Annotated in this window: 22 protein-coding genes; 10 read left to right on the top strand and 12 right to left on the bottom strand. The window is 63.7% G+C overall.

Annotated elements, in window-relative coordinates; all coding sequences use genetic code 11:
• Window positions 1-62 precede the first annotated feature (62 nt).
• Complete coding sequence (locus ACLH0H_RS12390; RefSeq protein WP_411382177.1) at window positions 63-1,970, top strand: TonB-dependent receptor domain-containing protein; 1,908 nt, start codon at window positions 63-65, stop codon at window positions 1,968-1,970.
• A gap of 99 nt (window positions 1,971-2,069) precedes the next feature.
• Here ACLH0H_RS12390 and ACLH0H_RS12385 read toward each other — a convergent pair whose 3' ends face one another.
• The 10 genes from ACLH0H_RS12385 to nrdR all read right to left on the bottom strand — a co-directional run bounded on the left by ACLH0H_RS12385 (window position 2,070) and on the right by nrdR (window position 9,495).
• On the bottom strand, window positions 2,070-2,858 hold the full coding sequence (locus ACLH0H_RS12385; RefSeq protein ID WP_411382176.1) for a cobalamin-binding protein: 789 nt from the start codon (window positions 2,856-2,858) through the stop codon (window positions 2,070-2,072).
• Window positions 2,855-3,274: a nuclear fragile X mental retardation-interacting protein 1 gene (locus ACLH0H_RS12380; RefSeq protein ID WP_186693993.1), complete on the bottom strand. Its 420-nt coding sequence runs from the start codon at window positions 3,272-3,274 to the stop codon at window positions 2,855-2,857. The genes ACLH0H_RS12385 and ACLH0H_RS12380 overlap by 4 nt, the downstream gene beginning before the upstream one ends.
• A complete protein-coding gene (ribA, locus tag ACLH0H_RS12375; protein ID WP_411382175.1) occupies window positions 3,271-3,888 on the bottom strand; it encodes a GTP cyclohydrolase II in 618 nt (205 codons plus the stop codon). The genes ACLH0H_RS12380 and ribA overlap by 4 nt, the downstream gene beginning before the upstream one ends.
• A gap of 147 nt (window positions 3,889-4,035) precedes the next feature.
• Entirely contained in the window at window positions 4,036-4,989 is a 954-nt protein-coding gene (thiL, locus tag ACLH0H_RS12370) for a thiamine-phosphate kinase (protein WP_411382174.1), read from the bottom strand.
• 18 nt (window positions 4,990-5,007) lie between these two features.
• Window positions 5,008-5,508 carry a transcription antitermination factor NusB gene (gene nusB / locus ACLH0H_RS12365; RefSeq protein WP_076952631.1) on the bottom strand — a complete coding sequence of 167 codons (501 nt, stop codon included), beginning with the start codon at window positions 5,506-5,508 and terminating at the stop codon, window positions 5,008-5,010.
• The gene (gene ribE, locus ACLH0H_RS12360; protein WP_003194576.1) at window positions 5,505-5,981 is read right to left on the bottom strand and encodes a 6,7-dimethyl-8-ribityllumazine synthase; all 477 of its coding nucleotides are present in this window, start codon (window positions 5,979-5,981) and stop codon (window positions 5,505-5,507) included. The genes nusB and ribE overlap by 4 nt, the downstream gene beginning before the upstream one ends.
• Before the next feature lie 89 nt (window positions 5,982-6,070).
• Window positions 6,071-7,162, bottom strand: a complete 1,092-nt coding sequence (ribBA, locus tag ACLH0H_RS12355; protein WP_411382173.1) for a bifunctional 3,4-dihydroxy-2-butanone-4-phosphate synthase/GTP cyclohydrolase II — start codon at window positions 7,160-7,162, stop codon at window positions 6,071-6,073.
• Window positions 7,163-7,177: 15 nt separating this feature from the next.
• Window positions 7,178-7,840 (bottom strand): riboflavin synthase, encoded by a 663-nt coding sequence (locus ACLH0H_RS12350; protein ID WP_411382172.1) that lies wholly within the window; start codon window positions 7,838-7,840, stop codon window positions 7,178-7,180.
• 48 nt (window positions 7,841-7,888) lie between these two features.
• Window positions 7,889-9,028 carry a bifunctional diaminohydroxyphosphoribosylaminopyrimidine deaminase/5-amino-6-(5-phosphoribosylamino)uracil reductase RibD gene (gene ribD / locus ACLH0H_RS12345; protein WP_307388789.1) on the bottom strand — a complete coding sequence of 380 codons (1,140 nt, stop codon included), beginning with the start codon at window positions 9,026-9,028 and terminating at the stop codon, window positions 7,889-7,891.
• Window positions 9,025-9,495, bottom strand: a complete 471-nt coding sequence (gene nrdR / locus ACLH0H_RS12340; protein WP_076952627.1) for a transcriptional regulator NrdR — start codon at window positions 9,493-9,495, stop codon at window positions 9,025-9,027. The genes ribD and nrdR overlap by 4 nt, the downstream gene beginning before the upstream one ends.
• 140 nt (window positions 9,496-9,635) lie before the next feature.
• Here nrdR and ACLH0H_RS12335 point away from each other — a divergent pair, with 140 nt between their 5' ends.
• The 3 genes from ACLH0H_RS12335 (at window position 9,636) to trxA (ending at window position 11,767) form a co-directional block, all read left to right on the top strand.
• Window positions 9,636-10,091 (top strand): YbaY family lipoprotein, encoded by a 456-nt coding sequence (locus tag ACLH0H_RS12335; RefSeq protein ID WP_411382171.1) that lies wholly within the window; start codon window positions 9,636-9,638, stop codon window positions 10,089-10,091.
• Complete coding sequence (locus ACLH0H_RS12330; protein ID WP_411382170.1) at window positions 10,088-10,744, top strand: class I SAM-dependent methyltransferase; 657 nt, start codon at window positions 10,088-10,090, stop codon at window positions 10,742-10,744. Before ACLH0H_RS12335 ends, ACLH0H_RS12330 begins: the two co-directional genes overlap by 4 nt.
• Window positions 10,745-10,894: 150 nt before the next feature.
• On the top strand, window positions 10,895-11,767 hold the full coding sequence (gene trxA, locus ACLH0H_RS12325) for a thioredoxin (protein ID WP_411382169.1): 873 nt from the start codon (window positions 10,895-10,897) through the stop codon (window positions 11,765-11,767).
• On the opposite strand, the gene ACLH0H_RS12320 is transcribed toward trxA, so the two are convergent.
• The gene (locus ACLH0H_RS12320; RefSeq protein ID WP_411382168.1) at window positions 11,764-12,111 is read right to left on the bottom strand and encodes a hypothetical protein; all 348 of its coding nucleotides are present in this window, start codon (window positions 12,109-12,111) and stop codon (window positions 11,764-11,766) included. The genes trxA and ACLH0H_RS12320 overlap by 4 nt on opposite strands.
• 133 nt (window positions 12,112-12,244) lie before the next feature.
• On the opposite strand from ACLH0H_RS12320, the gene ACLH0H_RS12315 reads away from it, so the two are divergent.
• The 5 genes from ACLH0H_RS12315 (at window position 12,245) to ACLH0H_RS12295 (ending at window position 16,280) form a co-directional block, all read left to right on the top strand.
• Entirely contained in the window at window positions 12,245-12,844 is a 600-nt protein-coding gene (locus ACLH0H_RS12315) for a DUF2796 domain-containing protein (protein ID WP_411382167.1), read from the top strand.
• 141 nt (window positions 12,845-12,985) lie between these two features.
• Window positions 12,986-13,696, top strand: a complete 711-nt coding sequence (locus tag ACLH0H_RS12310) for an ABC transporter ATP-binding protein (protein WP_411382166.1) — start codon at window positions 12,986-12,988, stop codon at window positions 13,694-13,696.
• A 1-nt stretch (window position 13,697) separates the two neighbouring features.
• Entirely contained in the window at window positions 13,698-14,963 is a 1,266-nt protein-coding gene (locus ACLH0H_RS12305; protein WP_076952619.1) for an ABC transporter permease, read from the top strand.
• An 11-nt stretch (window positions 14,964-14,974) separates the two neighbouring features.
• Window positions 14,975-15,487, top strand: coding sequence for a DUF3299 domain-containing protein (locus ACLH0H_RS12300; RefSeq protein WP_076952618.1), 513 nt, complete (start codon window positions 14,975-14,977; stop codon window positions 15,485-15,487).
• Between the two features lie 94 nt (window positions 15,488-15,581).
• Entirely contained in the window at window positions 15,582-16,280 is a 699-nt protein-coding gene (locus ACLH0H_RS12295; protein WP_411382165.1) for an OmpW/AlkL family protein, read from the top strand.
• Between the two features lie 134 nt (window positions 16,281-16,414).
• Here ACLH0H_RS12295 and ACLH0H_RS12290 read toward each other — a convergent pair whose 3' ends face one another.
• Window positions 16,415-17,299 (bottom strand): sugar nucleotide-binding protein, encoded by an 885-nt coding sequence (locus tag ACLH0H_RS12290; RefSeq protein ID WP_076952617.1) that lies wholly within the window; start codon window positions 17,297-17,299, stop codon window positions 16,415-16,417.
• A gap of 142 nt (window positions 17,300-17,441) precedes the next feature.
• Between ACLH0H_RS12290 and ACLH0H_RS12285 the strand changes: the two genes are divergently transcribed.
• Complete coding sequence (locus ACLH0H_RS12285; RefSeq protein WP_411382164.1) at window positions 17,442-21,689, top strand: DEAD/DEAH box helicase; 4,248 nt, start codon at window positions 17,442-17,444, stop codon at window positions 21,687-21,689.
• Window positions 21,690-21,776 lie beyond the last annotated feature (87 nt).

Raw genomic sequence — 21,776 nt, 5'->3', positions numbered from 1 at the left:
ATTCGCGAGCAAGCCCGCTCCCACATTGGTTTTGTGTCAACCTTGAAAGCTATGGACAGCCCATGAATCGCCTTCGCCTGGCCCTGCCCTTGCTGCTGCTGACTTCCCCGGACCTGCGCGCAGATAATCGCGACGACGCCCTCAAACTCCCCGACGTAGTCATCAGCGCCAACCGCCAGGTCCAGGCACGCAACGACAGCAGCGCCGCCAACAGCGTGTTCACACGCGACGACATTGACCGCCTGCAACCCACCAGCCTCACCGATCTGCTCAGCCGCGCTCCCGGCGTGCAAGTGGCACCAACCGGTGGCCGAGGAAGCCTGCCGGGGATCTATATCCGTGGCACTAAATCCGCCCAGAGCCTGGTGCTGGTGGACGGTCAACGCATCGCCAACACCACCTCCGGCGACAGCGGCCTGCAATACCTGAACGTCGACCAGATTGAACGGGTGGAAGTACTGCGCGGCTCACGCTCGGTGATCTACGGCAGCGATGCAATTGGCGGGGTGATCCAGGTCTTCACCCGCCGCAATGCCGAGCCAGGCCTGCAACCGCGCCTGAAACTGGGCTTTGGCAGCCACCAGGCCTGGGAGCGCAGCCTCGGCCTCTCCGGTGGCGATGAACACACGCGCTTCAACCTTGGCGTCAGTCTGGATGAAACCGCAGGCATTAACTCGACGCACACCTCATTCCCCAGCGATGGCGACCATGACGCCTATCGCAACCAGTCCCTGAGCGTGAACCTCAGCCACGCTTTCACCGATGGGCTGGAGGTGGGCTTCAACCTGTTGGATAGCCGTGGCAAGTCAGAGTACGACAACAGCTTCGGCCGCTATGACGTCGCCAGCGGGCAAACCGTCGGGCAAACCGTCGGGCAAAAGCCTTACACCGACTACACCGTCAGCAGCGCCAGCGGTTATGTCGATGCCAGGTTCAACGAGCGCTGGCAATCGCGCCTTGAGTTGGGCCACAGTGAGAACCGCGATACCAAGCGCGACACCCTCAGCGATGACTTCAGCGTGTTCAACACCTACCGCGACTCGGTCAACTGGCAGAACGAGCTGACGCTGAACGAGCGGAACAGCCTGATCCTCGGCGGCGACTGGTACGAAGACCGCTTCCACGGCTCCACGACCTTTACCGAAAACAGTCGCTGGAACCGCGCGGCGTTTGTGCAGCATCGCTTCCACGGCGACGGGTTTTCCACGGAGCTTGGGCTGCGCCGCGACCAGAACCAGCAGTTCGGCGGCCAGAACAGCTGGAGCGGCACCGTCACCTTGCCGCTCAACCCGGACAATGACCTGCTGCTGAGTTACAGCGAAGGCTTCCGCGCGCCGACCTTCAACGACCTGTATTACCCCGACACCCAGTACAGCAACCCCAACCTGCAGCCTGAAACCTCGAAGAGCTACGAGCTGCAATGGCGTAGCCAGTTGAGCGACAGCACACGCCTGGAAGCCTCGCTGTACCGCACCGATTTGAGCGACGCGATCATCCTCGACCGCGCCGGCAAGCCGCAGAACGTGGCGACCGCGCGCATCAACGGCTTCGAAGCCGCGCTCAAGCAGGAGCTGTTTGGCTGGCAAGGCAACCTGGGACTGTCGCTCATCGACCCACGCGACCGCGACAGCGGCCACACCCTGGCCCGTCGGGCACGGCGTACGCTGAGCCTGGATCTGGACCGGCAGTTCGACAAGCTGGGGGTGGGCGCAAGCTGGCAGGCGATCAGCGGCAGCTATGACGATGAAGACAATACCCACCGACTGGGCGGGTATGCGTTGCTGGGGTTGCGCAGCAGCTGGGCGCTCAGTCGGGAAGTGGCGTTGTCGTTGAAGGTCGATAACTTGCTGGGCAAGACTTATGCGCGGGCGCGTTACAGCTATGACGATCCGGCGTTCCTGAATAATCAGGATTACAGGGAAGAAGGTCGAGTGTGGATGATGGGAGTGACCTGGACACCGGAAATTTAAGGGTCGCCTGTGCTGGCCTCTTCGCGGGCAAGCCCGCTCCCACATTTGATTGGCGACCACATTCAAAAGGTGGGAGCTGGCTTGCCTGCGAAAGCGGTGTCACAGGTTCGGAGCAATCACCTGACACAACCGCGCCACCGCCTCCAACATCTGCCCGCTCGGCCGCTCCAGGCCTTTGTCCGGCACGACCCTTACCCGCGCAGCCATCGTCGGCCAGACGTTCCAGGCCTCCTTCTGCGCCTGGTCGCCTACCAGAATCATCTCGGGATCACGCTGCAACACTGCTTCGATACTCACCTGCGGCGCCGGCAACTTGAGGTCATCGAATACATTGCGCGCGCCGCACACACGCAACGCATCGCTGATGATCTGCCCACCACCTACCGTATACAGCGGCGTGTTCCACACCTGGTAGAACACCCGCAACGGCTCGGCACGCTGATAGCGCCGGCGCAGCTCGGCCAGGCGTTGGCGCAACTGCGTGGCGAGCTGACGACCGGCTTCAGCGCGGCCCAACTGCCCGGCGATGGCCTGGACCTGGGTAGCGAGTTGTTCAAGGTCGTGGGGCTCGGCGATATACACCGCAATGTTCAGGCGCTGCAATTGCTCACGCTGCGCCGGGCCCACACTGCCGGGCCACAGCAGGATCAGGTCGGGTTGGAGGCTGAGCAGGCGCTCCATGTCCAATTGGCCGTAACGCCCCACCGACGGCACTTGCGCCAGGGCGGGCGGGCGATCGCCGCCGTCGAGCAGGCCCACCAGCAAGTCGGCAGCGTCCAGTTCAACCACAATTTCAGAGAGGGACGGCGCCAGGCTGACGACCCGCTCGGCCGCCAATGCCTGGGCGCTCAATGCCAGCAGCAGGAGCGCCAGCCAGCGACGCATCATCCCAGCTGACGCGGGATGCGATAGAGGTAAAACAGCACCGTGGTCGACAGCGCCAGGAGAAACAGCGGCACCGCTTCCAGGCCGACGAACACCGCCAGCGCACCGATCCAGGCGGGGATGCCGGCCACCAGCAAGGCCGTGCGCCGACGCGCCGCCAGGGTGATCCAGGCGGCCGGTTCTTCGGGTGTATCGAGGGCTTTGGAGGTGGCGATCAACGCGTGTTTATAGCCGTTGAAGTAGCGCAGGCTGAGAAACATCGAGGCCACGCCGGCAATGAAGAACGGCATGGCCAGCACCGGCAGCAGTGATTCGCCGCGACCAAATACCAGGTTGATCACGAACAATGGCAGCAGCGCCAGCGCCAGGTATTGCCACCAACTGAAGGACAGTCGCCGTTTCACCTGGCCACGGGTCACGCGCGGTCGACCTCGCCCTGGTGCTCGTTGCCCATCATGTGGTCGAGCTTGCTGGCCTTGGTGGCCAGGTAGAGTTTGTTGTGCGGATTGTGCCCGGTGTGCAACGGCACGCGCTCGGCCACGGTGATGCCCATCTCGGTCAAGGCTTTGACCTTGCGCGGGTTGTTGGTCATCAAACGCAGGGACTTGACGCCCAGATGCTCGAGCATCGGCAGGCAGATCGCGTAGTCACGCTGGTCGGCGGCAAAGCCCAGGCGCTCGTTGGCCTCGACGGTATCGGCGCCGCCATCCTGCAGCTCGTAGGCGCGGATCTTGTTCATCAGGCCAATGCCACGGCCTTCCTGGCGCAAGTACAGCAGCACGCCACGGCCTTCGCGGGCGATGGCACGCATGGCGGCTTCCAGTTGCGAACCGCAGTCGCAACGCTGGCTGAACAGCGCGTCGCCGGTCAGGCACTCGGAGTGCACCCGCCCCAGCACCGGCGCGCCGTCAGCGATATCGCCGAGGCTGAGCACAACATGTTCACGCCCGGTGCCTTCTTCGAGAAAGCCGTGCATGGTGAACGTGGCAAAAGGGGTAGGCAGCTTGGAAGCGGCGACGAAAACGACGGGCACCGTGTGCTCCTGATTTCAGTTTTTACAAAGGCGGCCATTGTAACAGCAGGTTCCTACAGACGCTTAAGCTGAATGATCGCTGATAAAGATCAATCGGTTCGATTGGTGTTCGCTTCGGTTCTATGCAAGCCGCGTCCGGGCGCATCGCTAAAAGTGCTGGTAGCCCCGTACCGCCGGGGTGATGTCCTGGCCGTTGGCATCCAGTAACGTCACGCCCTGCCCCACCTGCACGCGGCCGACCACGTGGATTGGCCAGCCCTCGGCCAGCAACGCCGGCAATTGTGCAGCCGGCAAGGTGAAGGCCAGCACGTAATCGTCGCCACCGCTCAATGCGGCCACGCGCGCGGCGTCATCACCGACAAAGGCCAGCAAGGCTTTTGACAACGGCAGCTTGCGGTGTTCGATCAGCAGGCTGACCTGCGACGCCTTGGCGATATGCCCGCAATCGGCCAGCAGCCCGTCGGAGATATCCATGGCCGCTGTGGCCCTGCCGCGCAGCGCCAGGCCCAGGGCCAATTGCGGTTGCGGCGACCAGTAATGGGCCAGCAGCGGGTCGGCGATGGCGGCTTCGGCGCAGCGCTGGCCCAATACCAGCGGCAAGGCGCCGGCCGCATTGCCCAACTCGCCACCGACACAGAGCAGATCGCCCGGTTGTGCGCCGCTGCGCTTGAGCGCCTGCCCGGCCGGTATACGGCCGAACACTGTGAGGGTCAGGCTCAACGGCCCGCGCGTGGTATCGCCGCCCACCAGGCCGACGCCGCAGCTCTGCGCCATAAGGTTTAAACCCATGGCATAGCGCTGCAGCCAATCGGTATCGACCGTCGGCGTGGTAAGGGCAAGGGTAAACGCGAGCGGGTGGGCGCCCATGGCGGCCAAGTCGCTCACCGCCACGGCCAACGAGCGCTGGCCGAGCAGGAACGGGTCGCAGGGGTCGACAAAATGCACCCCGGCCACCAGCGTATCGGTAGAAATTGCCAGTTGCTCCCCGGCAGGGAGCGCCAGCAAGGCGCAGTCGTCGCCGATCCCCAGGGCAATGCCTTCGCCGCCTTGCGCACAGGGCGCGGCGGCAAAATATTTGCGGATCAGCTCGAACTCGCCCATTCGGGAGTCAAGCGCGGATTAGCGCTTGTACGCCTTCACTTCGGCTTCCCGCAGACGCGGGGCCAGCTTGTCGAGCACGCCGTTGACGAACTTGTGGCCGTCGGTCGAACCGTAGACTTTCGCCAGTTCGATGCCTTCGTTGATCACCACGCGATACGGCACGTCGACGCGCTTGAGCAGCTCCCAGGTGGACAGGCGCATCACGCACAGCTCGACCGGGTCCAGCTCTTCGAGGGTCAGGTCCAGGCAGGGCGCCAGCGCCGTGTCGATCTCGGTCAGGTTGGCATGCACACCGTGCAGGATGTCATGGAAGTAAGGCAGGTCAGCGAAGGTAAAGTCGTTGTCGACACGAAACTGTGCTTCGATTTCGTTCAACGACGTACCCGCCATTTGACGCTGATACAACGCCTGGGTCGCCAACTGACGAGCCGCGCGGCGCTTCTCGTTCTTGGATGGCTTGCCGGCGTCCGCCGGGCGTGGTTCGCGCGGGTTGAAGTTGTCGCTCTCGTCGGAAATCACTTGGCCTCCAGCTGCGACAGCAGGCTGACCATTTCCAGGGCGGACAGGGCAGCTTCAGCGCCTTTGTTACCAGCCTTGGTGCCGGAACGCTCGATGGCTTGCTCGATGGAATCCACGGTCAGTACGCCAAACGCGACCGGCACGCCGAACTCCATGGACACCTGGGCCAGGCCCTTGGTGCATTCGCCAGCCACGTATTCGAAATGCGGCGTACCGCCACGAATGACCGCGCCCAGGGCGATGATTGCCGCGTATTCGCCCTGTTGAGCAACTTTTTGCGCAACCAGTGGAATTTCGAAGGCGCCAGGGGCACGGATAAGGGTGATATCGCTTTCGCTCACACCGTGGCGAACCAGGGCATCCACGGCACCGCTTACCAGGCTTTCAACCACGAAACTGTTGAAGCGGCCAACTACCAAGGCGTAGCGGCCTTTGGGGGCGATGAAGGTACCTTCGATGGTCTTCAGGGTCATTCGACAAATCTCTTAAAGAGCCGGGACGCGCGTAAGACGCGCCCCTTAGTGATATTTGAACCGCGAACAAGGGCGACAATCGCCGGCCTTTATTCGGAGGGCACGTATTCTACTACTTCCAGGTCGAAACCGGATATCGCATTAAATTTCATTGGCGCACTCATCAGGCGCATTTTGCGCACGCCCAAGTCACGCAGGATCTGCGAGCCGGCACCGACGATGCTGTAGGTGGTCGGTGTCTTCACCTGGGTCTGCTCGGCGGTTTCACGGATATGCGCCAGCAGCACATCGCCATCGACCGGGTTGCCCAACAGCAGCACCACGCCACTGCCCGCCTCGGACACCGCCGCCATCGCGGCGCGCAGGCTCCAACGGCCCGGCTGCTTGACCATCAGCAGGTCGCGCAGCGGGTCCATGTTGTGCACGCGCACCAGGGTCGGTACGTCGGCACTGATGGTGCCCAGGGTCAGCGCCATGTGCACGTCGCCTTCCACCGAATCACGGTAGGTCACCAGGTTGAATTGGCCCAGTTCACTGTCCAGCGGCTGCTCGGCAATCCGCTGAACGGTACGTTCGTGGATCATCCGGTAGTGGATCAGGTCGGCGATGGTGCCGATCTTGATGCCGTGTTCGGCGGCAAAGGCTTCGAGCTCGGCGCGACGGGCCATGGTGCCGTCGTCGTTCATCACTTCGCAGATCACCCCGCTCGGCTCGAACCCGGCCATGCGCGCCAGGTCGCAGGCGGCTTCGGTGTGGCCGGCGCGGGCCAGGGTGCCGCCCGGTTGGGCCATCAGCGGGAAGATGTGGCCGGGGCTGACGATGTCTTCGGCCTTGGCGTCTTTCGCGGCGGCGGCCTGCACGGTGCGCGCGCGGTCAGCGGCGGAGATCCCGGTGGTGACACCCGTCGAGGCTTCGATGGACACGGTGAACTTGGTGCCGAAGCCCGAACCATTGCGCGGCGCCATCAACGGCAGCTTGAGCAGCTCGCAGCGCTCGCGGCTCATGGGCATGCAGATCAGCCCACGGGCGTGCTTGGCCATGAAGTTGATGTGCTCGGCCTGGCAGGCCTCGGCGGCCATGATGATGTCGCCTTCGTTCTCGCGGTCTTCGTCATCCATGAGGATGACCATCTTGCCTTGGCGGATGTCTTCAACCAGTTCTTCGATGCTATTGAGCGCCACGCGGCACCCCCTTGGTCAGGATTTGAGGTAGCCGTTGGCGGCTAGAAAACTTTCAGTGATGTTCCCTGATGCAGGCTCTGCGGCCTTATCGCCCAACAGCAGGCGCTCCAGGTAACGGGCAAGCAAGTCGACTTCCAGGTTCACCCGGCGACCTGGCTGGTACGAGGCCATGATGGTTTCGCTGAGGGTGTGGGGAATGATGGTCAGTTCGAATTCGGCGCCATTCACGGCGTTTACGGTCAGGCTGGTGCCGTCGACGGTGATCGAACCTTTGTGGGCAATGTACTTGGCCAGTTCTTTCGGCGCACGGATGCGAAATTCCACGGCGCGTGCGTTTTCGCTGCGGGCAACCACTTCACCGACGCCGTCGACGTGGCCGCTGACCAGGTGACCGCCCAGCCGTGTAGTCGGCGTCAGAGCTTTTTCCAGGTTCACTGGGCTGCCGGCCTTGAGGTCGTTCATTGCGGTGCAGTCCAGGGTTTCCCGGCTGACATCGGCGGCAAAGCCGTTGCCCGACAACTCGATGACGGTCAGGCACACGCCACTGACGGCGATGCTGTCGCCCAGCTTGACGTCGCCCAGGTCGAGCTTGCCGGTTTCAACCAGCAGGCGCACGTCGCCGCCTTTGGGGGTCATGGCGCGGATGCTGCCGATGGATTCGATAATGCCGGTGAACATTTCGTTCTCCTGAAAACGGGGGCTGACGCGCAAAGCGCAGGCCGGGAATTATACGCTCGCTGCGGGTAGCGGGATGGCAGTGACTCGCCAGTCGTCGCCCACGGCGCGCATTTCAGTGATCTTGAGTTGGGGGGCGTCGGCCAGTTTCTCAAGCGGCCAGTCCAGCAGAGGGCGGGCGGCGGAGCCGAGGAACTTGCCTGCGATGAAAATCACATATTCATCCACCAGGCCTTGTTGGGCAAATGCGCCCGCCAGGCTCGGGCCGGCTTCCACCAACACTTCGTTGACGCCACGGGCGGCCAGCGCGACCAGTGCCGAGCGCAGGTCGACCTGGCCCTCGACGCCCGGCACCACCAGGCACTCGGGCCCCCGGGGAAACTGGTTTTCCGGCGTGACGCAGGTGATCACCAGCGCCGGGCCGGCCTTGAAGAATGGCGCGTTGAGCGGCACGCGCAGACGCCCGTCGATCAGCACGCGCAACGGCGGGCGCGACATGGCCAGGGCCGTGGTGGCTTCGTCCAGGCCGAGCTCGGCGGCGCGCACGGTCAGGCGCGCACCGTCGGCCAGCACCGTGTCGGCGCCGGTCAGCACCACGCTGGCTTCGGCACGCAGGCGCTGCACGGCGGCGCGGGCGGCGGGGCCGGTGATCCACTGGCTTTCGCCGCTGGCCATTGCGGTGCGACCGTCCAGGCTCATCGCCAACTTGACCCGCACGAAAGGCAAGCCGTGTTCCATGCGTTTGAGGAAACCGGGGTTAAGCGCCCGCGCTTGGGCTTCCAGCACACCGCTGCGCACCTCGATCCCGGCTTGCGCCAGGCGCTGCATGCCGCGCCCGGCCACTTCAGGGTTCGGGTCCTGCATGCCGGCCACGACGCGGGCGACGCCGGCCGTGACCAACGCATCGGCGCAGGGCGGCGTATGCCCATGGTGACTGCACGGTTCAAGGGTCACGTACACGGTGGCACCACGGGCCTTGGCACCTGCGGCGCGCAGGGCATTGGGCTCGGCATGGGGCTGGCCGGTGCGCTCGTGCCAGCCTTCGCCGACGATCTGCCCATCGCGCACAATCACACAACCTACCCGTGGGTTGGGATGGGTGGTGTACAGGCCCTTGCGCGCCAGCTCGAGGGCGCGGGCCATGTAATGGGCGTCGAGGACAGCCAGCTCTGTCATGGAAGGTGGATTCATTCTTTGATCGGCTCACGGGCCAGGCGGTCGATCTCTTCGCGGAACTCATTGAGGTCCTGGAAGCGTCGATACACCGAAGCGAAACGGATGTAGGCGACTTCGTCGAGCTTTTGCAGCTCGCCCATCACCAGCTCTCCAACCACCAGGCTCTTGACCTCGCGCTCGCCGGTCGCACGCAGCTTGTGCTTGATATGCACCAACGCCGCCTCCAGCCGCTCGACACTCACCGGGCGTTTTTCCAGGGCGCGCTGCATACCGGCGCGCAGTTTGTCTTCGTCGAAAGGCTGGCGGCTGCCGTCGGACTTGATCAGACGTGGCAGCACCAGCTCGGCGGTTTCGAAGGTGGTGAAACGTTCACCGCAGCCAGAGGCCAGGCATTCGCGCCGGCGACGTACTTGATCGCCCTCGGCGACCAGACGTGAGTCAATGACCTTGGTGTCGTTGGCACCGCAGAAGGGACAGTGCATGGTTGGCAGGCAACAAATAAAGGGAGGGCCATGGTAGCGCATCCCTGTGGCAAGACAAGCCATAGCCTTTACGGTATATAGGCAGGCTTATATGTTTCATATTATTCAAGCCACGGATTTTGTCCTTTCTGGAGCCGTATATGCAGTTACGACCACTTGTTTTACTCACCTTGTTCAGTGTTCTGGTCGCCTGCAGCAGCGAAGCCCCCAAGCCTTCCGCGCCACAACCCACGCCCGTGCAGGAGAAAAAAGTCCCGGGCCTTGAAGACCTTGGCCCGTTGCCGGCCTACCAGCGCGAGATCAACGGCAGCCTGACCAACGTGCCGGCCGGCGCTGAAGTCGAGATGGCGTTGCTGGTGATCGACGACAGGTCGCGTCCGCAACAACTGCTCGCCAGCAGCGTACTGACCGGCAACGGCAAGCCCCTGGCCTTCCGCCTGCGCTTCAACCCCGAGGCGTTCCCGGCCGGTGCGCGGGTTGAATTGCGCGGCCGCGCCAGCCAGTCCGGCCAGTTGATCCTGCACCTGCCCGCCGTACGCATCACCCAGGCGATCACCCAGACCACCGGCCCCCTGGAACTTGTCAAGGCACCATGACGCCACCGTTGGACTTGCAGCACGCCTTGAGCGAGCTGATCGGCGACGCCCACCTGGTGCCCTGCCCGCTGCCGGGCACCGCGCTCTCGCTGTGGCTGCTGGATGCGGACAACATGGACCGCGCCTTCAGCCCCGAGGAAACCCGACGCATCTTGCACGAACCACCCTACTGGAGTTTCTGCTGGGCCAGCGGCCTGGCACTGGCGCGGTACCTGGCGGCGAACCCTGAATGGGTCGCGGGCAAGCGCGTGCTGGATTTTGGCGCTGGCTCCGGTGTCGCCGCGATTGCGGCGCTCAAAGCCGGCGCATCGGAAGTGGTCGCTTGCGACCTGGACCCGCTGGCGCTGGCAGCCTGCCGGGCCAATGCCCAACTCAATGCGGTGGAACTGGGTTATTCGGCGGACTTTTTTGCCGAAGCCGACCGCTTTGACCTGATCCTTGTCGCCGACGTGCTCTATGACCGAGCGAACCTGCCGCTGCTGGATCAATTCCTGACACGGGGCCGTGAAGCGCTGGTGGCGGACTCTCGGGTGAGGGATTTTCAACACCCGGATTATCAGCGCCTGGAGGTACTTGAGGCACTGACCTTGCCGGACCTGGCCGAGCCTCGGGAGTTTCGCAAGGTGAGCCTGTACCATTCGCGGCGCGCTTGAGGCCATCGCGGGCAAGCCCGCTCCCACATTTGACCGCGCTCCTCTTTGGAAGCGGGCTTGCCTGCGATAGCGATCTAAAGCCCGACATGCTTTCAGCCAACCGCGCCAGCCCTTATAGTTGCCCCATTCCCGCTTTATTCGAGATTCCCCATGAGTGAGCCCACGCCCTACATCTTCGACGTCACCACCGCCAACTTCGAACAGGCTGTGATCCAGAATTCTTTCGAAAAACCCGTGCTGGTGGATTTTTGGGCCGAGTGGTGCGCGCCGTGCAAGGCGTTGATGCCGATGCTGGCGCAGATCGCCGAGAGTTATCAGGGCGAGTTGCTGCTGGCCAAGGTCGATTGCGAGGCCGAGCAGGATATCGTCGCGCGCTTTGGCATCCAAAGCCTGCCGACGGTGGTGCTGTTCAAGGACGGCCAGCCGGTGGACGGGTTTGCCGGGGCGCAGCCGGAGTCGGCGGTGCGGGCGATGCTCGAACCCCATGTGCAGATGCCGCCACCGGCCGCGGCAGATCCATTGGAGCAGGCCCAGGCGTTGTTTGCCGAAGGCCGCATCAGCGATGCCGAGGCGCTGTTGGTGTCGCTGTTGGGCGAAGACAATACCAATGCCGCCGCGTTGATCCTGTACGCGCGCTGCCTGGCCGAGCGCGGTGAATTGGGTGAAGCCCAGACCGTGCTGGACGCGGTAAAAAGCGACGACCACAAAGCTGCCCTCGCCGGGGCCAAGGCGCAAATTACCTTTCTGCGTCAGGCCGCCGAGCTGCCGGACGCCGCCGACTTGAAAAGCCGCCTGGCGCAAAACCCGCAGGACGACGAAGCAGCCTACCAATTGGCGATCCAGCAACTGGCGCGCCAGCAGTACGACGCAGCGCTCGAAGGCTTGCTCAAGCTGTTTATCCGCAACCGCGGCTACAGCGAAGGCCTGCCGCACAAAACCTTGCTGCAGGTATTCGAACTGCTGGGCAACGATCACCCGCTGGTGAGCGTGTACCGTCGCAAAATGTTTGCCGCGCTGTACTAATCGCCAATCCAGCTGTACAGCGGCGTATCCCCGCCGCTGGCCACTTTCACCTGGGCGCTGTGGCGCAGGCGCACCAGCAGGCGTTTGCCCGCCGAGGCGTCACCGGTCAAGCCTTCCAGTTGGTCGAGCAGCTCAAGGCCACTGAGTTGCCCGGCCTTGCGCAGCAGGTCCTGGGCGTTCTGCCACAGGTCATCATTGTGTTTGACCGGCGCCACTGGCGCGGCGGCCGTGCCGGGCATGGGCGTTGCCTGCAATTGCGCGCCCAGCCGCGCCCAATCGCCGTCGTCCAACTCCAGGGTCAAGTCCACCGGCAGGTCGCCGACGGTTCCACGAATTCGCAACATCGTCCTACTCCTGCACTTTTTTCTGACGGGCATGCTCCCATGTGGCTTGCGCAACGCCAAGCGGGCGGTCAAACTCTCGACACCATTTGTTATAAGATCACATAACAAAACTTTCATGTCCTGGAGCTTTCCCATGCGCCGTCTGCTGCTTGCTTTGCCGTTTGCCCTGCTGCCACTGGCCATTGCCCATGCGGCCGATGAACACGACCACGATCATGACCATGAACACGGCAGCCTCGGCGCCCACGAACACGGCGTCGGTCGACTGAACGCTGTACTCGATGGCCAGGCCCTGGAGCTTGAGCTGGACAGCCCGGCGATGAACCTGGTGGGCTTTGAGCACGTAGCTACCAGCGCCGCCGACAAAGCCAAGGTCGCCACCGCGCGCAAACAGCTGGAGAACCCGGCGGCCTTGTTCAACCTGCCCAAAGCCGCCGGTTGCGTGGTCAGCTCCCAGGAACTCAACAGCCCATTGTTCGGCGACAAGCCTGAAGCCGACCATGACGATGATGATGACGCAAAAGACGCTGCCCACGAGCACCATCACGACCACAGCGAAATCCACGCTCACTACCAGTTCACCTGCGCCACGCCGACGGCCCTGAGCAATCTTGACCTGACCCAGGTGTTCAAGACCTTCCCCGCCACCCAGAAAATTCAGGTACAACTGATCGGCCCGAGCGGTCAGCAGGGTGTTGATGCGACGGCCAAAGCGGCCACCCTGAAGTTCTAAATGCGGTCAATGTGGGAGCTGGCTTGCCTGCGATACAGGCACCTCGGTGCATCAGTGATACCGAGGTGATGCTATCGCAGGCAAGCCAGCTCCCATATTGGATCGGCGCCATTTCCCATAACCAGGCGACACTGATTTCACATGACTGCCTCCCTGATCGAACTGTCTGACCTGGGCTTCAACTGGCCCGGTCACCCGCAGTTGCTGGACATTCCCGCGTTCCGCCTGGGAGCGGGCGAAACCCTGTTCCTCAAGGGCCCCAGCGGCAGCGGCAAAACCACGCTGCTGGGCCTGCTCGGCGGTGTACAGAAACCCAGCCGAGGCAGCATTCGCCTGCTGGGCCAGGAATTGACCGAACTCTCGGCCGGAGCCCGCGACCGTTTTCGCGTCGAACACACCGGCTACATCTTCCAGCAGTTCAACCTGCTGCCGTTCTTGTCGGTGCGGGAAAACGTCGAATTGCCGTGCCATTTTTCCAAGCTGCGCGCGCAACGGGCGAAGCAGCGCCACGGCAGTGTCGACCGGGCCGCCGCGACCTTGCTGGCGCATCTGGGCTTGAACGACAACAACCTGCTGGAACGCCGCGCCGACTCGCTGTCCATCGGCCAGCAACAACGGGTAGCCGCCGCCCGCGCACTCATCGGCCAACCGGAACTGGTGATCGCCGACGAACCCACCTCGGCCCTGGACTACGATGCCCGCGAAGCCTTCCTTCAGCTGTTGTTCGCCGAATGCCGCGACGCGGGCGCCAGCCTGTTGTTTGTCAGCCATGACCAAAGCCTGGCCGGCCTGTTCGACCGCAACCTGTCGCTGGCCGAACTCAATCGCGCCGCCACGCCCGCAGAGGTTTGAGATGTATCTGTTCCGTCTAGCCATGGCCAGCCTGGCTAACCGCCGCTTTACCGCGATCCTCACCGCCTTCGCCATCGCCCTGTCGGTGTGCCTGTTGCTGGCGGTGGAGCGCGTGCGCGTTGAGGCGCGCAACAGCTTTGCCAGCACCATCAGCGGCACCGACCTGATCGTCGGCGCCCGCTCAGGCTCGGTGAACCTGCTGCTGTACTCGGTGTTTCGCATCGGCAACGCCACCAACAACATCCGCTGGGACAGCTACGAGCATTTCGCCGCCAACCCTCAAGTGAAGTGGGCCATCCCGATTTCCCTCGGCGACTCCCATCGCGGCTACCGCGTCATGGGCACCAACGCGTCCTACTTCGAACACTACCAGTACGGACGCAAGCAGAACCTCGAACTGGCCAGCGGCCGCGCCTTTGCCACCGACCCGTTCGAAGTGGTGCTCGGCGCCGAAGTGGCCGACGCGCTGCACTACAAGCTCGGCGACAAACTGGTGCTGGCCCATGGCGTGGCGGTGGTCAGCCTGGTCAAACACGATGACAAACCCTTCACCGTGGTCGGGATTCTCAAGCGCACCGGCACGCCGGTGGACCGCACGCTGCATATCAGCCTGGGCGGCATGGAAGCGATCCATATCGACTGGCACAACGGCGTGCCGGCCCAGGGCAAAGGCCGGATCAGTGCCGACCAGGCGCGCAATATGGACCTCACGCCGCAGGCCATCACTGCGTTCATGCTGGGCCTGAACAACAAGATTTCCACCTTCGCCCTGCAACGAGAGATCAACGAATTCCGTGGCGAGCCGATGCTGGCGATTCTGCCCGGCGTGGCGCTGCAAGAGTTGTGGAGCATGATGGGCACCGCTGAAAAGGCGCTGTTCGTGATCTCGCTGTTCGTGGTGCTCACCGGTTTGATCGGCATGCTCACGGCGATCCTCACCAGCCTCAACGAGCGCCGCCGCGAAATGGCGATCCTGCGTTCGGTGGGCGCCCGCCCGTGGCATATCGCGACGTTGCTGATCTTCGAAGCGTTCGCCCTGGCGTTGTCGGGTGTGGTCGCGGGCGTGGGTTTGCTCTACGTGTGCATCGCCGCCTCGCGCGGGTATTTGCAGGCCAACTACGGGCTGGACCTGCCGATGTCGTGGCCCAGCGAATATGAATGGACGCTGCTCGCCGGTATCCTGGCCGCCGCGCTGTTGATGGGCAGCGTGCCCGCGTGGCGCGCCTACCGGCAGTCTTTGGCCGATGGCCTGTCCATTCGTTTATGAGGAAGGTTTCGATGCGCCGTGCCCTGTTTGCCCTGTTGCTGCTGATCGCCCTGCCCGCCTGGGCCGCCGAGCCCAAAGAGCTGACCTGGTCGGAGCTGATCCCGCCGGACGCCGAGCCGGAAGTGCCGAACATGCAGCCGCTGCACAATTTGTCCGGCATGGCCGATGCGCTGGAATCGGCGCCGGCAGCCAAGCAGGAGATGCCCCACGCGCCCGTGGTGCCGGCCCTTGACGGCAAGCACATACGCCTGCCGGGTTATATCGTGCCGTTGGAAGTCGGCGAGAACGGCCGCACCACCGAGTTTTTGCTGGTGCCGTATTTCGGCGCCTGCATCCATGTGCCGCCGCCACCTTCCAATCAGATCGTGCATGTCACCAGCGAAGTCGGCGTGAAGCTTGATGAGCTGTATCAGCCGTACTGGATCGAAGGCGCGATGCAGGTCAAGCCGTCGAGCAGCGAACTGGCCGACGCCGGTTACCAGATGGAAGCCGAGAAGATTTACATGTATGAGCTACCGGAATAGAGCTGATGAAGCTTTCATTGAGCTGAGTCAAAAGACCGGGCGGAACGATCTTTACCATTGGACGTACAACTTTTAAACGTCCTTTGGAGCTCCCATGAACAAGTCTCTGCTCGGCGCGTCCCTTTTCGCGCTCGCCCTCGTCGCCCCTGTCGCACACGCTCACGAAGCCGGCGACATTCTGGTTCGCGCCGGTGCAATCACCGTGAACCCGAAGGCGGACAGCAGCCACGTCAAAGTCGACCAGGGCCCCTTGGCGGGCACCAACCTGGGCGGCAAGGCGACCATGAGCAGCGACACCCAACTGGGCCTGAACTTCGCCTACATGCTGACCAACCACGTCGGTATCGAACTGCTGGCCGCTACACCGTTCGAGCACGATGTGAAGATCAAGGGCACCGCACTGAGCCCGGCCAACGGCAAGCTCGGCACCCTCAAACACCTGCCGCCGACCCTGAGCGTTGTCTACTACCCACTGGACAACAAGTCGGCCTTCCAACCCTATGTGGGCGCCGGTATCAACTACACCTGGATCTACGACGAACACGTCGGCAGCCGTGCCCAAGGCGCCGGTTTCAGCAACTTCAAGGCTGAAAACTCCTGGGGCTGGGCCGCGCAGATCGGCGCGGACTACATGATCAACGACAAGTGGATGATCAACGCCCAGGCACGCTACATCGACATCAGCACCAAGGCCACCGTGGAAAACAACGGCGTGGCGCCCGGCACTCGCGCCAAGGTGAATGTGGACGTGGACCCGATGGTTTACATGGTGGGGATTGGCTACAAGTTCTGACCCGGTTTTAACTGCCACTACATAACTAATGTGGGAGCGGGCTTGCTCGCGAATGCGGTGGATCAGTCATGAATCTGTTGACTGACACTCCGCCTTCGCGAGCAAGCCCGCTCCCACATTTGTTTTCAGGTGTGTCAGCTATGGCGATAGAAGCGGTCCAATAACGCCGGCAGCCCTGCCCTCCAAGCCCGTGGCTTGATGCCGAAGGTGTGGAGGATTTTCTTGCAGGCGAGCACCGCGTGTTGCGGTTCTTCACCGGCATCCGGCCGGGCCGCGTGGGCCTGGGCGGTGGGGGATTCGATTGCCAGCGGGTGAAAGGTGCGCGCTTCGGTGAGGATCGCCTGACCCAGCGCCAACGGTGTGGTCGCTTCCTGGCCGGCATAGTGATAGGTGCCCCACAACGGCGCCGCGCAATCGAGTTGCTTGAGCACCGAGATGATCACCCGCGCGGCATCGTCCACCGGCGTCGGGTTGCCGCGACGGTCGTCCGCCATCAGCAATTCGTCCGGTTTCTCGGCCCGGGCCAGGAAGCGCCCGAGCGTTCCGTCAACACTGTCATCCAGCAACCAGCCAAACCGTAGCAGCACATGTTGCGGGCACGTGGCGCGCACGCTCTGCTCGATTCGCCACAACGCCTGGCCGCGCAGGCCCAGGGGTACCGGCTCGTCCTTTTCGCTGTAGGCGGTGGCGCGGGAACCATCGAACACGCGGTAGCTGGAGGGTTGCAGCAAGGTGATGTTGTGGTGCTGGCACAGCTCGGCCAGACGCTCGATGGCGAATTCCTGGGAGGCCAGGCGCGTTTCGCTGACCGCTTCGGCCTGGAACCAGTCGAAATAGTAGGCGAGGTTGATCAAGGCATCGGGACGGGTGTCGTCGAGCAATTGGGTGAGGCTCGCGGCATCCCAGCCGTCTTGGGGCGGTTTGGGTGCGAGGAAACCGATGTCTTCCTCTGCACCCAGGCGAATCAGCGCCTGCCCGAGGGCATTCCCGCCGCCCAGTAACATAAGGCGCATTCGCATAGATTGAGCAGGCCCGGTCAGTGTGGAACGAAGGTAGTTCAGGTATTTGTCAGAATCGTTGCATTTTGCGGGTTTGTAGCGCAACCGTCACGGATAAACTGCGCGATTGCAACTTGTTGGATCGGGCAGTATCAATCACTACATGAACCGACCCGAATCCACCGACAGCGCCTTGAACGGCTTCCACCCCGCCGTCAGTGCCTGGTTTGCCAGCACCTTCCCTTCGGTAACAGGCGCCCAGGCCCAGGCCTGGCCGTTGATCCGCCAGCGTCAATCGACACTGATCGCCGCGCCTACCGGCTCCGGCAAGACGCTGACGGCCTTCCTGGCGGTGCTCGATGACCTGGTTCACCAGGGCCTGGCCAACGGCGGGCAACTGCCGGATGAAACCCTGGTGGTCTATGTGTCGCCGCTCAAGGCGCTGTCCAACGATATCCAGATCAACCTGCAAAACCCGCTCGCCGGGATCACCGAGCACTTGCAGCGCCTGGGCCTGCCGCCGCTGGCCATCCGCACCGCCGTGCGCACCGGCGACACACCGCAAAAAGACCGCGCGCAGATGCGCAAGCGAGCGCCGCACATCCTGGTGACCACTCCGGAATCGCTCTACGTGCTGCTGGGCTCGGACTCCGGCCGGCAGATGCTCGCCAGCACACGCACGATGATCGTCGACGAGATCCACGCCATCGCCGCCGGTAAACGCGGCAGCCATCTGGCGTTGAGCCTGGAGCGTCTGCAGGGGCTGTGCAGTGAACCGCTGACGCGCATCGGCCTGTCGGCCACGCAAAAGCCCATCGAGGCGGTGTCGCGGTTCCTGGTGGGCAGCGGCCGCGATTGCGCGATTGTCGACATCGGCCATGCCCGCCCGCGCGACCTGGATATCGAGGTGCCGCCGGTGCCGCTTTCGGCGGTCATGGCCAACGATGTGTGGGCGCTGGTCTATGACCGCCTCGCCGACTTGGCCCGCGAACACCGCACCACATTGGTCTTCGTCAACACCCGCCGCCTGGCCGAACGCCTGGCCCGGCATTTGAGCGAGCGTCTGGGCAAAACGGCGGTGGCCGCCCACCATGGCAGCCTGGCCAAGGAGATGCGCCTGGATGCCGAACAACGTCTCAAGGCCGGCGAGCTGCAAGTGCTGATCGCCACCGCATCCCTGGAGCTGGGGATTGATATCGGTGATGTGGACCTGGTTTGCCAGATCGGCTCGCCCGGTTCGATCAATGGTTTTTTGCAAAGAGTCGGACGTTCCGGACACCAGGTCGGCGGCACGCCCAAGGGGCGCCTGTTCGCCACCACCCGCGACGACTTGATCGAATGCGCCGCGCTGCTCGACTGCGTGCGCCGGGGCGAATTGGACACCCTGCACATACCGGTCGCGCCGCTGGACGTACTGGCCCAGCAGATCATCGCCGAAGTCAGCGCCCAGGAATGGTCGGAACAGGCGTTGCTGGATCTGATCCGCCGCGCCGCACCTTATGCAGAGCTGGATGAGCATCACTACCAGGCGTTGTTGCAGATGCTCGCCGACGGCTACAACGGGCGCCAGGGCATCCGCAGCGCCTACCTGCACCGCGACGCCCTCACCCGCACGCTGCGCGGCCGCCGAGGCGCCAAACTCACCGCCGTGACCAGCGGCGGCACCATTCCCGATAACGCCGACTACAGCGTGTTGCTCGAACCCCAGAGCCTGAACATCGGCAGCGTCAACGAAGACTTCGCGGTGGAAAGCATCGCCGGGGATATCTTCCAGCTGGGCAACACGTCGTACCGGATCCTGCGGGTCGAAGCCGGCAAAGTGCGGGTCGAAGACGCCCATGGCCAGCCACCGACCATCCCGTTCTGGCTCGGTGAAGCGCCGGGGCGTAGCAACGAATTGTCGGCGGCGGTGGCGCGTCTGCAGGGCCTGTTGGACGCACTGCTCAGCGCCACGCCCGGCGACTTGCAACCCGCATTGGACTGGCTCACCGACACCCTGCGCCTGAACCACGCCAGTGCTGAACAAATCCTCGATTACCTGGCGCGTACCCGCCTGGCCCTGAGCGCCTTGCCGTCCCAGGACACCTTGATCATGGAACGCTTCTTCGACGCGTCCGGCGGCACCCAACTGATCATCCACACGCCGTTCGGCAGCCGCGTCAACCGCGCCTGGGGCCTGGCGCTGCGCAAGCGGTTTTGCCGCACCTTCAATTTCGAATTGCAGGCGGCGGCCAGCGAAAATGCCATCGTGCTGTCGCTGTCCACCAGCCACAGTTTCGAGCTGGACGAGGTGTGGCGTTACCTCAATAGCAACAGCGCCGAACACCTCCTGATCCAGGCGGTGCTGGATGCGCCGCTGTTCGGCGTGCGCTGGCGCTGGAATGCCGCCGTGGCCCTGGCGCTGCCGCGTTATACCGGCGGACGCAAGGTGGCGCCGCAGATCCAGCGCATGAAAAGCGAAGACCTGATCGCCAGTGTGTTTCCCGACCAGATCGCCTGCCTGGAAAACCTCGCCGGCGAACGCGAAGTCCCGGACCATCCGTTGATCGAGCAGACCCTCGACGACTGCCTGCACGAAGCCATGGACAGCGACGCCTGGTTGGCCCTGCTGCTGCGCATGGAGCGCGGCGAAGTGCGCCTGATCAGCCGCGACCTGCCGGCGCCCTCGCCCATGGCCGCAGAAATTCTCAGCGCGCGACCCTACACCTTTCTCGATGACGCGCCACTGGAAGAGCGTCGCACCCAGGCGGTGTTCAACCGACGCTGGAGCGACCCGCAGAGCACCGACGACCTCGGCGCCCTGGATGCCGATGCCATCGCTGGCGTGCGCGAAGAAGCGTGGCCGGCGCCCAACGGCGTGGATGAGATGCATGAGGCGTTGATGAGCCTGGCGTGCATCGCCGACGCTGAAGTCTCGCCGCAGTGGCGCGAGTGGCTCGACGCCCTGGCCAAGGGTGGCCGCGCCTATCAATTGCACAACGGCGTGTGGGTCGCGGTCGAGCGCCTGGGTTGTTTGCAGGCGATCTACCCCAGCAACTTGCCACTGCTGCCGGGTTTCGATGAACCCTGGACCTTTGATGAGGCCGTGGTGGAAGTGCTGCGCGCGCGCCTCGGTGGGTTCGGCCCCCTGACGTTGACCGAAATCGCCACACCGCTCGCGTTACCGCTGGCGGATGTCACTCAAGCGCTGGCCCGCCTGGAGCAGGAAGGCTACGTGCTGCGCGGCCATTTCAGCCCCGACGCCACCGAAGAGCAATGGTGCGAGCGTCACCTGTTGGCGCGCATCCACCGCTACACGATCAAGCGCCTGCGCCGCGAAATCGAGCCGGTGGCGTTGCAGGATTTCATGCGTTTTCTGTTCGATTGGCAGCACCTGTCCGACGGCACGCGCGGCCAGGGCAGCGCGATGTTGGCGCAGATCGTCGGCCAGTTCGAAGGTTACGCCGCCGCCACGTCCGCGTGGGACAGTGACTTGCTCAGTGCACGGCTCAAGGATTATTCGTCCACTTGGCTGGATGACCTGTGCCGCAGTGGCAAGCTGGTGTGGACACGCTTGAGCAACAAGGCCGGCGCCATGGCCTTGCGCAGCACGCCGGTGGTGTTGTTGCCACGTAGCCAGGTGGGAGTGTGGAGCGGATTGACCGAACTCACCGACATCGCAACGCTGTCGCCCAAGGCGCAGAAGGTGTACCAAACCCTACGCGATCAAGGCGCGTTGTTTTTTGATGAGCTGGTGCACGAAGCCCACTTGCTGCGCAGCGAACTGGAAACCGCCCTGCAGGAATTGGTGGGCGCCGGGCTGGTAAACGCCGACAGCTTCGCCGGGCTGCGCGCGCTGACCACCCCAGCGAGCAAACGCCAGGCGCGCAGCAGTCGACGTGGGCGCGGTGCGTTTATCGGCGGCATGGACGACGCCGGGCGCTGGGCCCTGGTGCGGCGTTCATCAACCGCCGCCGGCCCGCATTCGGCCGAGACCCTGGAGCATGTGGCGATGACGCTGCTGCGCCGCTATGGCGTGGTGTTCTGGCGCTTGCTGGAGCGCGAGGCGGATTGGTTGCCGAGCTGGCGCGAGTTGTTGCGCACCTTCCATCGCCTGGAAGCGCGCGGGGATATTCGCGGCGGGCGCTTTGTCAGCGGCTTGGCGGGGGAACAGTTTGCGCTGCCGGAGGCGATTGCATTGCTGCGTGAAGTGCGGCGTCGGCCCCATGATGGGAGTTTGATTGCGGTGTGCGGGGCCGATCCGTTGAATCTGGTGGGCACCTTGTTGCCAGGGACCAAGGTACCTGCACTGAGTGGCAACCGGATCGTGTACAGGGATGGAGTACCTGTGGCGGTGATGGTGGCCGGCAAGCAGCAGGTGTTACTGGAGGCGGACCAGCTGGCGGCGCAGGAGAAGCTGATCAGGCACTGAACTTGGGGTGACTTTGAGGGCCTCTTCGCGAGCAGGCCCGCTCCCACAGTTTGACCGGGTACATCCTTGGAATACGGTCCAACTGTG

The sequence above is a fragment of the Pseudomonas sp. MPB26 genome (assembly GCF_046605355.1).
GTDB lineage: Bacteria > Pseudomonadota > Gammaproteobacteria > Pseudomonadales > Pseudomonadaceae > Aquipseudomonas > Aquipseudomonas cedrina.
The sequence above is the reverse complement of the archived record's forward strand: the minus strand, read 5'-3'. Positions and strand labels throughout refer to the sequence as shown.